This window comes from Gordonia paraffinivorans NBRC 108238 (assembly GCF_000344155.1).
Classification (GTDB): domain Bacteria; phylum Actinomycetota; class Actinomycetes; order Mycobacteriales; family Mycobacteriaceae; genus Gordonia; species Gordonia paraffinivorans.
In genome coordinates, this window is the sequence record NZ_BAOQ01000065.1 from 1 (window position 1) to 9,228 (window position 9,228).

Sequence of the window (9,228 nt, forward strand, 5' to 3'; positions counted from 1 at the left end):
GCCAGTAAACTCTAGCGTGAATGCTTGGTGTTTGCCGGTCGCCTGGATTTAGCACCTGAAACCCGAGGAGCGTCAGCTGATATGCGCTCGCTTCCCCTTCCCGCCCCGCGCTGGCCGCATCTCGATCCCAGCCGCCATCAGCGCCGTGCGGATCGTTGTTGGAGTCGAGCCGAACTCCTTCGCGACTGTCGCGAGCGACGCACCCTGGACATAGCGGAGCGCGGGGCCCTGTACTTGCTCCCGTGTCAGTCCTCGGCTCTCGTTGCGGAGCGGCACGCACCTGCGCTTGCAGATCTCGCTGACCGTGGCGCGGTGGATGTGGAAGCGCTCAGCGATCTCCTTGACCGAGACGCCAGCCTTGTACAGCTCAACAACTTCGAGCTGCTGCTCGATCGGCAGGTGCAGCTGCGGCTTGCGCCCTCGCCGCCCAGAAACGGCCTGTGGGGCCGTATCTGGCGCTTCCGGGGGCTCCGCTGGCGTTTGGCTCAGCTGGGGCGGGCAGCCCGCCCTGTAGGCCAACAGAGGCCGCCATTCTTTGTAATGGTCGCTGCCGAGGCCCACCGGAGAGAACCCCGGGTTGCCACGCGACCCGGGGTTCTGTGCGTCTTGGGGTTCAGTGCGTCTCGGGGGGCGACTGGGACCGAGGGGTGGATACGTGATACCAAAGCTGTAGTCCGCCATGGCGGAGCTTGAAGAAATGTCGAGACAGGTCGGGGGGACCACTGTGACGAAGCGTTGGATCGCGGGACTGAGCGCCATTGCGTCGATCGTGACCATGGGTGCGGTGACGGTGACGTCGAGCACCGCGGAGGCCGCGCCGAGGCCGAGCGCGAGGGTGTGCGTGATCAATCAGGAAGGCGGTGCCTACCGGGGGCCGATCGTCCTCCACGCGACGACCGGTGGGCTGTTCAACGGTCCGCGTCCGGTGTTCACCCACAACGCAGACTCCGCGGGATGCACGACCTTTGCGGGACTCAAGCCCGGTACGTCCTACTGGGTTTCGGGCTCGGTGACGCTGCAGAAGTGCCAGGACCACCTCAAGGGCGACGGAACCTGGGGAAAGTACGGCGTCGAGCAGGTGCGCGGTTTCTCGTCGGGAGTCCGCCGTGCGCCGTCGAGCGGAGTGCTGAAGTTCCCCCGCCAGGTCGCGGCGGTCCAGACCACGAGTTGCTTCTGACGGGCCAACGGGTCCGACTGACGTAGGCTGGAGGCATCCGGGCAGAACAACCGGCAGATCTCTGTCGGCCTCACCGGTGTCAGGCGTACCGGGCTCCGTCTGATGATGACGTCAGGCGGATGCTGTGATCACCGAAACCCTCGTCTTCTCCCACGGCGTCGAGGCCGCCCGATGAGCACCCCACCGCTCCTCGGCCCCACTCGCGTCCGTTTCGGCGTGGACCCGGCCGCCGCCATCGGCGGTGCCTGGTACCCGTATACCGTGCAACTCGCCGACGAGCTCCCGGGCCTGCTCGCCTCGGCGCGGGCCCAGTTCGGAGACGTCACCGGGATCGACGTGACCTGGCAGAGCTTCCGGCGTCTGCCCGGTCTCGACTCGCCCGATTCGCCTGCGACGCCGCCGATGATGACGCTCAGCACGCCGGTGGCCACCGTCCGCCTTCTGGTGATCCCGCCCCGCACCGCGTCGTCGCTCGCGGCGATCCTGTTGCGGCTGGCGAGCAACACCGTGCAACCGCAGGCGAGCACCTACTCGCTGGAATTCCGCCGCGCCGAACGCATTCTGGAGCTCGCGGCGCGATCGGTGTCCTCCGAGACCCGCCGGCCGGCGGTGCAATAGGCCCGGTCCGCCCCCGCGAGGCGGGCGTTTTCCCTGCACACGGCCACCTCGTCGTTGTAGGTTCCCCACATGACAGCCGCGCTGCTGACATTCGCCGGATCTCTGCTCATCGCAGGGGTCGGCGGGATCTTCAGCCGGCTCGACGCCAACGACCGGCACCAGAAGCTCGCGCAGAAGGTCGACATCCTCGCCAAGCTCCCGTCGGGCACCGCAGCACATGCCCGCATGGAGTCGATCGTCCTGGACGCGATCGGCGATCTGGGGGAGTACGAGCATCGTCGCCGCAGCCTCATGTTCCAGCGGCGCGCGCTGATGGCGGCCTTCGTCGCCTGGTTGGTCGTGGTCGCCATCCACGTCACCGACGAGAAGTACGACCTCGGCCATGACGACAACATCCTCGACTACGTGGAGATCATCGCCCTCGTCGTCGGTTTCCTCCTGCTGATCGCCTCTGTGGCGGCCACCATCCGGGATCTGCGTCATCGTCACGGCGATCCGGAGGCGCCCGGTTCGGTCAAACGCCCTACCTCGGGGTGAGGCGTTTGTTAGCTTCGGCACCCATGAGGTCCTCGAAGCTGCTGTTGGGGCTGGTCGTGGCGGCGCTGGCCGGAGTGCTGGTCGCCACCGCGGCGCCGGTCCGGGCGGACACACTGCCGGTCACCTACAACTTCTTGTCCGGCATCCCCGGCGAACTGACCAACCCGGGCGGCTCGCTGCCCGGCTCGAACGACTGGAACTGCAAGCCGTCGGCAGAGCATCCCAATCCGGTGATCCTCGTGCACGGGACCGGCGGGTCGCAGCAGACCAACTGGGGCACCTACGTCCCGCTGCTGAAGAACGAGGGATACTGCGTCTTCGCGCCCACCTACGGCGCGATCAAGGGCGCGCCGTGGCCGATCACGGCGATCGGCGGGATGGGGCTGATGTCCGAGAGCGCCCGCGAACTCGGCACGTTCATCGACAAGGTGAAGCGGGCGACCGGTGCGGAGAAGGTCGACATCATCGGGCACTCTCAGGGAACGGTGGTGCCCGCCTACTACGTGAAGTACCTCGGCGGCAGGGACAGCGTCGACAAGTACATCTCGCTCGCGCCGGTGTGGCGCGGAACCACCGTCGCCGCCGCCGACCAGATCGGTCCGTTCGTGCGCGGGCTCGGTGTGCGGCCGGAACAGGTCCCGCTGTGTCAGGCCTGCTTCGACCTCGATCCCGGCGCGGCGTTCCTGCGCAAGATCGCCGACGGCGGCTACTACCTGCCCGGTATCCGGTACACCAACATCGCCACGCGGTACGACGAACTCGTGGTGCCGTACTGGAACGGCCTCCCGCCCGGCGGCTCCAACGTGAAGAACATCGTCGTGCAGGACGGGTGCTCGGTCGACTACACCGAACACGCGGGCATGGCGGGTTCGCGACGCACCGCGAACTTCGTGCTGAACGCGCTCGACCCCGAACACCCGCGCGCCGTTCCATGTGATCGGGCGGCCCCGTTCACCGGCAGCCCGTTCTGATCGTGCGGTCCGCGCGTCATCATCGAGGCCGGTTGCGGCGCAGCATCATCGCGGTCGCGGTGGTCGTGGCGGCCGGATTCTCGGGTGACGTCGGCGCGCCCGCCGCCGGAGCCGACGTCCCCGCACTGGGGCCGGACTTCGCATTCGGTGTCGCGCAGTCGGGTTTCCAGTCCGAGGGGCACAACCGCGACTCCAACTGGTTGCGATACGGCAGACAGGGCAAGGTCGGCGAGCCGGTCGGCGACACCATCGACTTCTACCACCGGTACGCCGAGGACATCGACCGTGCGGCGTCACTGGGGGTCGGGATCTACCGCACCTCGGTGGAGTGGTCGCGGGTGGAACCGCGCCGGGGACACGACGACCCGGCGGGCTGGGCGTTCTACGATCGGGTGATCAGGAAGGTCGTCGACGCAGGGATGCGCCCGATGATCACCCTGAACCACTGGGTGCACCCGGGGTGGGCGGTGGATCTCGGCGGTTGGAACCGACCGGGGATGGCCGACGACATGGTCGCCTTCTCCAAGCGGGTCGTCGACCGGTACGCTTGGGCGGACCCGCTGTGGATCACGTTCAACGAGCCGACCGAATACGTCCGGCGCGAGCTGCAGTACGGCGGACTGACGCCGCAGAACGTCGGCCGGATGGCCGACGGGATCGTCTCGGCCCAGCGGTCGATTTACCGTCACATACACCGCGTGCAGCCGGGTGCGGAGGTGTCGTCGAACTTCGCCTACTATCCGATCGCCGGTGTCCAGGACTGGCTGGAATCGGTGTTCCCGCAACGGATGCGCGACACCCTCGACTTCGTCGGCGTCGACCACTACTACTCGTTCTCCGTCACTGATGCGTCGGTCGCACACGGCGCCACCGGGGAGTTCTGGAAGAGTTCCCAGGCGCCCGAATCGATCTACTACGTCCTCCGGCGGGTGGCGCGCGAGTTCCCGGGCAAGCCGGTCCGGGTCGTCGAGAACGGGTTGGCCACCGATCCGCACGGCAAACGACCCGACGGCTACCGTCGCGCCGACCATCTGCGCGACACGGTGTACTGGCTGCAGCGCGCCCGCCAGGACGGCGTCGACCTCCGGTCGTACAACTACTGGAGCCTCACCGACAACTACGAATGGGGCGACTACGACTCGCGCTTCGGCCTGTACACCGTCGACGTCGGGCGTGATCCGGCGCTCACACGCCGGCCGACCGACGCCGTCGCCGCGTATCGCGACATCACCCGCGCCGGGGGAGTGCCGAGGGGATACCGGCCCACGAGGCCTCCGATTCCGTGCTCGCTGGTGGACGTGCCGGACAGTTGCGCGAACCCTGCAGTGGTGCGCTGACCGGCAGCCCCGCCACCGTTCGGCAGATCCGCCCGGCGATCCGGAGGCCGGTATGCGGAACAACGGTGGAAGCGCGGCGAACTCAGGCGATTCCGAGCGCGCGGAGTCCCGCGGCGGTCGCGGCGGCGAGCACGATGACCACCGCCAGCGGTGCCCGTAGCAACGCGGCGACGACGCCGACCGCCACTCCGGCGGGACGCGCCCAGCCCGCGAAGTCGTGTTCGACGAACAACGCTCCGGTGAGCGCGACCGCCACCAGCAGGACCACCGCGGCGCGGTCCATCAGCGCCTCGGTCTCGGCCGACACCGAGATGCGGTTGCGCAGGATCGGGCCGGCGAGCCGGATGGCGTAGGTGCCGACCGCGAGCAGCGCCACACCGATGCCCAGGGACAGGCCGGTGCTCATCGGCGGACCTCGTGATCGCGCCTGGTCTCGACGGTCGGCGAACTCGGCCCGGCCGCCGAGGGCGCCCGGCCGTGGATGAACCGCCGCATGACCTCGACCCCGGCGAAGCCCGCCAGGGCGCCCACGACGGGGAGTCCGGCGGGCAGGAACGGTGTCGACGCGATGGCGATCGCGCCGCCGGCAACCGCCGCGGCCCAGGTCGCACCCGACCGCAGCGCCGGGATGGCCAGGGCCGCGAGGAGGGCCGGGAAGGCGGCGTCGAGGCCCAGGGCCTCGGGGCCGGCGACGACGCTCCCGAGGAACGCCCCGAGTCCTGCCCCGGCCGGCCAGCAGACGAGGATTCCCAATCCGCACAACAGGAATGCCGCGCGAGCGCGGCGAGGGTCGGGCTCTGTCGCGGTCATGGCGGCGGTCTCGTCGTTGATGAGGTGGGCGCCGAGCAGGGTCTCCGACGGTCCGCGCAGATACTTCCCCACGGACAGGCCGTAACCGAAGTTCCTGGTGTTCACCAGAAGTCCGGCCAGAGCGCCGACGACCGGTGCGCCGCCCGCGGCGATCACGCCGACGAAGACGAACTCCGAGGACCCGGCGAGCACGACCGTGGCGATGAGGACGATCTGCCACGACGCCAGTCCGGCACCGTGTGCGGCGACCCCGTACGAGGCGCCGATGACGAGGACCGAGAGGCACATGACGACCACGGCGCGCAGGGTCGCCGCGTCGAGTGTTCTCCATGCCGAACGCATGACTACTATAGTGAACACGTGACGGATGTTCGTCAAGATGGACGATTGGACGGTTCGATGAACAATGTGGCCGGGGTGGACCCGAAGCAGCTGGTGGCGGCGTCGCTCAAGCGTGAACGCGCCCGCGCCGGACTCTCGCTCACGGAACTGGCGAGGCGCGCGGGCATCGGCAAGTCGACGCTGTCGCAGCTCGAGTCCGGGGAGGGGAACCCCAGCGTCAAGACGCTGTGGGCGCTCTCGACGGCTCTCGGGGTCCAGTTCTCCGCACTGCTGGACTCTCCGGCGCCCACGGTCGAGGTGACCCGCTTCGGCGACGGCCCGGTCATCCCGGCCGCCGACGCCGACTATTCGGCCACCCTTCTCTCGACCGCCGCGCCCGGGTCGCGCCGGGACATCTACGTCGTGCGCGCCGAACCCGGGAAGCCGCGCGTGTCCAAGCCGCATGCGCGCGGCGTCGTCGAACACGTCGTCGTCAGCACCGGGCGTGCCCGGCTGGGGCCGACGGACGCCCCAGAGACGCTGGGGCCCGGCGACTACATCGCGTATCCCGGAGACGTCGAGCATGTCTTCGACGCGCTCGAGCCGGGCACCGTCGCGGTGATGATCAGCGAGGCGTTCTGAGCCGGCGGCACATATCCGTCAGAGAAGCCGTTCGGTGTCGGCGTAGACCTTTCCGGCGATGACGACCGGATCGGAGGCGTACGGGCCGTACTCCCACAGTGTCTCGGCGCCGTCGATGGCCTCGAGCTGGTGGCCGCCTGCTGTCGGGGCGGAGACGAGGACGCGCCGACCGTCCGAGCCGAGGAGGTCGGCATCGTTCAGGTGGTCGGCGAGGATGGCTCCGGTGGACACGTCGAAGACACCCTCCGTCTCGTCTCCGCCGCGCTTGATCACCACCGTGCCGCCGTCGGAGAAGACGACGACCGGATGGTCGAACATCCAGCGCCACAGTGTCTTTCCGCTCATGGGTGAGGCGACGAAGAGTGGCTTCTCGTTGCCGGTGGTGTCGCGGTCGGTGAGTATCGGAAGGATCGACTCCCCGGCCGGTCCGAGCCGTGTGCTGAGCACGCCACCGGGCGCGGCCCGTTCGAGTCGGGCGCCGCGCACGGTCGTCGTCGGATTCCCGTCGGAATCGAAATAGTCGACGCCGCTGTCGGTGTCGACGGCGAAACCACCCGGGAACGGATTCGCGCCGGTGTGGCCGACCTTCCTCGGCTCCTGACGGAAGACCTCGGCCAACGTGGTCATGCTGCGGACGACCAGACGTTCGGTGTCGCGGCCGGCCTCCTCCCGGGACACCACGAGGCCTGAGCGCGGATACACCTCGCCGTAGGGAAGCGTTGCGGCGAGCCCGCCCTCGCGGTCGTAGACCTCGATCCGCGACCGTGCAGACCGCTCCGGGACGACGAAGAACCTGTCCCGGTGTGCGACGACGATGGCGCGGTCGGCGGCGGGGACCGAGCGACGGATCGATCCGTTGCCGAGATCGGCGAAGACCACCGCCTGGCCGTCATCGGTCAGCCCTTCGACGAGACATGCCGCGGACACGTCGGACTCGGCGATCGCGCACGACCGGAATTCGGTGCGGTCGTCCGGCGAGTCCACCTGCGCGAGGCGCTCTCCGGTCCCGGCGTCGAGAAGGCGACCGCGGCCGGAGCACCGTGGCGCCTGGCCCCCAGGGCGACCACGTTCTCGTTGCCCCCGATGAACCGGGGAAACCAGAAGTCCTGACCGAGGTCGAACGTCCACCGCGGGTCCTCGGGCGCGGAGGACAGGTCGGCAGGGTGTCCACAGGCGGGGTTCGACGCGACGTCGGTCACAACGATTCGCTTCTTTCGTTACCGGCGCGTAGTGTCGACTGCAGTGATGCAGCCATGACGGCATGCGTCAACGCGTCGTAGAACGCCTCTCTCGCAGGTCGGTGCCCCACGGGGATGCCGACGTCGGACACATCGGATGTCCACGACCTGCCATTGACTTCGTACGGCGAACGAGCCCGCGACACCCGCGTGTTCGCCATCCGGCACCGACCATCGGCAGTGGAACTGTCGTCCTGACTCGCGTGCCACGCACAGGAAGAACCCTGCCCAGACAATGACTGCTGTCATCGACACCGTCGACACGAACGTCGACACCACTCCCACCGCTTCCGCCGCACCCCAGGTGACCTTCGAATCCCTCGGTGTGCCAAGCAAACTCGTGAAGGTCATGGAATCGCAGGGCAAGGCGAACGCCTTCCCGATCCAGGCCGACACCCTGCCCGACACCCTCGAGGGCAAGGACGTCCTCGGCCGCGGCAAGACCGGCTCGGGCAAGACCCTCGCCTTCTCCATCCCGCTCGTCGCGGGACTCGCCGAGATGGAGGTCGAGCGCTACGTCGGCAAGCCCACCGGGCTCATCCTGGCGCCGACGCGTGAACTGGCGACCCAGATCGCCGCCGTCGTCGAGCCGCTCGCCTCGGCCGTGGGCCTCACCGTCACCACCGTGTTCGGTGGCGTCAAGCAGGCCCGCCAGGAGCAGGCCTTCCGTCGCGGCGTCGACATCGTCGTCGCCTGCCCGGGCCGCCTCGAGGACCTCATGCGTCAGGGCATCGTCCGCCTCGACGAGGTGGAGATCACCGTCATCGACGAGGCCGACCACATGGCCGACCTCGGCTTCCTGCCGGTCGTCACCAAGATCCTCGCCGCCACCCCGTCCGACGGCCAGCGCATGCTCTTCTCCGCGACCCTCGACAACGGCGTCGACAAGCTCGCCAAGCGTTTCCTCGACAACCCGGTGATGCACTCGGTGGACTCCGCCGAGTCGCCCGTCGCAGCCATGACCCACCACGTCTTCGAGGTGTCCTCGGCCGGCAAGGCCGACCTGGTCGCCGCACTCGCCTCGGGCACCGGCCGCCGCGTGCTCTTCATGCGCACCAAGCACCAGGCGAAGAAGCTCGCCAAGAAGCTCACCGAGCAGGGCATCCCCGCGGTCGACCTGCACGGCAACCTCAGCCAGGCCCAGCGCGACCGCAACCTCGCCGCATTCGGCCAGGGCGACGTGCGCGTACTCGTGGCCACCGACGTCGCCGCCCGCGGCGTCCACGTCGACGGCATCGAGCTCGTCGTGCACGTCGATCCGCCGGCCGAGCACAAGGCCTACCTGCACCGCTCCGGCCGCACCGCGCGCGCCGGCAGCTCCGGCGACGTCGTCACCGTGTGCCTGCCCGAGCAGCGTCGCGAGGTCGCGCAGCTGCTGCGCAAGGCCAAGATCAAGGTCACCCCGGTCAAGGTCGACGCCACCTCCGCCGAGGTCGACGACCTCGTCGGCGAGCGCGCACCGCGCGTCTCCGCCGCCGAGCGGGCCGCCGCCGAGAGCGCTCGCGGACGCGGTCAGAACGGGAACGCCCGTTCGCAGGGCGGGCGCTCGCAGGGCGGTCGACGCGGCGGACGTTCCG

General features: G+C 69.1%; 11 protein-coding genes. 7 read left to right on the forward strand and 4 right to left on the reverse strand.

The features are described from left to right. Nucleotides 1-72 precede the first annotated feature (72 nt). Nucleotides 73-849 (reverse strand): helix-turn-helix domain-containing protein, encoded by a 777-nt coding sequence (locus GP2_RS20330; protein WP_006902520.1) that lies wholly within the window; start codon nt 847-849, stop codon nt 73-75. On the opposite strand from GP2_RS20330, the gene GP2_RS20335 reads away from it, so the two are divergent. The 5 genes from GP2_RS20335 to GP2_RS20355 all read left to right on the forward strand — a co-directional run bounded on the left by GP2_RS20335 (nt 842) and on the right by GP2_RS20355 (nt 4,640). After that, nucleotides 842-1,177, forward strand: coding sequence for a hypothetical protein (locus GP2_RS20335; protein WP_006902521.1), 336 nt, complete (start codon nt 842-844; stop codon nt 1,175-1,177). The genes GP2_RS20330 and GP2_RS20335 overlap by 8 nt on opposite strands. A gap of 171 nt (nt 1,178-1,348) precedes the next feature. Continuing rightward, nucleotides 1,349-1,795 (forward strand): DUF5994 family protein, encoded by a 447-nt coding sequence (locus GP2_RS20340; RefSeq protein WP_006902522.1) that lies wholly within the window; start codon nt 1,349-1,351, stop codon nt 1,793-1,795. A gap of 69 nt (nt 1,796-1,864) precedes the next feature. Beyond that, on the forward strand, nt 1,865-2,332 hold the full coding sequence (locus tag GP2_RS20345) for a hypothetical protein (RefSeq protein WP_006902523.1): 468 nt from the start codon (nt 1,865-1,867) through the stop codon (nt 2,330-2,332). A gap of 23 nt (nt 2,333-2,355) precedes the next feature. Further along, nucleotides 2,356-3,303 carry an esterase/lipase family protein gene (locus GP2_RS20350; protein ID WP_006902524.1) on the forward strand — a complete coding sequence of 316 codons (948 nt, stop codon included), beginning with the start codon at nt 2,356-2,358 and terminating at the stop codon, nt 3,301-3,303. Between the two features lie 32 nt (nt 3,304-3,335). Further along, nucleotides 3,336-4,640, forward strand: coding sequence for a family 1 glycosylhydrolase (locus GP2_RS20355; protein WP_006902525.1), 1,305 nt, complete (start codon nt 3,336-3,338; stop codon nt 4,638-4,640). A gap of 82 nt (nt 4,641-4,722) precedes the next feature. Here the strand turns inward: GP2_RS20355 and GP2_RS20360 are convergent, their stop codons facing one another. Together GP2_RS20360 and GP2_RS20365 are read right to left on the reverse strand one after the other, a co-directional pair. Then, nucleotides 4,723-5,046 carry an AzlD domain-containing protein gene (locus tag GP2_RS20360; protein WP_006902526.1) on the reverse strand — a complete coding sequence of 108 codons (324 nt, stop codon included), beginning with the start codon at nt 5,044-5,046 and terminating at the stop codon, nt 4,723-4,725. Beyond that, a complete protein-coding gene (locus tag GP2_RS20365; RefSeq protein WP_006902527.1) occupies nt 5,043-5,792 on the reverse strand; it encodes an AzlC family ABC transporter permease in 750 nt (249 codons plus the stop codon). Before GP2_RS20365 ends, GP2_RS20360 begins: the two co-directional genes overlap by 4 nt. Before the next feature lie 57 nt (nt 5,793-5,849). Between GP2_RS20365 and GP2_RS20370 the strand changes: the two genes are divergently transcribed. Next, complete coding sequence (locus tag GP2_RS20370; protein ID WP_006902528.1) at nt 5,850-6,413, forward strand: helix-turn-helix domain-containing protein; 564 nt, start codon at nt 5,850-5,852, stop codon at nt 6,411-6,413. 18 nt (nt 6,414-6,431) lie between these two features. On the opposite strand, the gene GP2_RS20375 is transcribed toward GP2_RS20370, so the two are convergent. Further along, nucleotides 6,432-7,397: a hypothetical protein gene (locus GP2_RS20375; protein WP_006902529.1), complete on the reverse strand. Its 966-nt coding sequence runs from the start codon at nt 7,395-7,397 to the stop codon at nt 6,432-6,434. Nucleotides 7,398-7,886: 489 nt separating this feature from the next. Between GP2_RS20375 and GP2_RS20380 the strand changes: the two genes are divergently transcribed. After that, nucleotides 7,887-9,228 (forward strand): DEAD/DEAH box helicase (locus tag GP2_RS20380; RefSeq protein ID WP_006902531.1); only part of this gene is annotated, 1,342 nt, incomplete at its 3' end.

Excerpts from the sequence above, each read along its gene's own strand:
- GP2_RS20340 (WP_006902522.1), top strand. The coding sequence starts at position 1,349 with ATGAGCACCCCACCGCTCCTCGGCCCCACTCGCGTCCGTTTCGGCGTG.
- GP2_RS20345 (WP_006902523.1), top strand. The coding sequence starts at position 1,865 with ATGACAGCCGCGCTGCTGACATTCGCCGGATCTCTGCTCATCGCAGGG.
- GP2_RS20350 (WP_006902524.1), top strand. The coding sequence starts at position 2,356 with ATGAGGTCCTCGAAGCTGCTGTTGGGGCTGGTCGTGGCGGCGCTGGCC.
- GP2_RS20360 (WP_006902526.1), bottom strand. The coding sequence starts at position 5,046 with ATGAGCACCGGCCTGTCCCTGGGCATCGGTGTGGCGCTGCTCGCGGTC.
- GP2_RS20365 (WP_006902527.1), bottom strand. The coding sequence starts at position 5,792 with ATGCGTTCGGCATGGAGAACACTCGACGCGGCGACCCTGCGCGCCGTG.
- GP2_RS20370 (WP_006902528.1), top strand. The coding sequence starts at position 5,850 with ATGAACAATGTGGCCGGGGTGGACCCGAAGCAGCTGGTGGCGGCGTCG.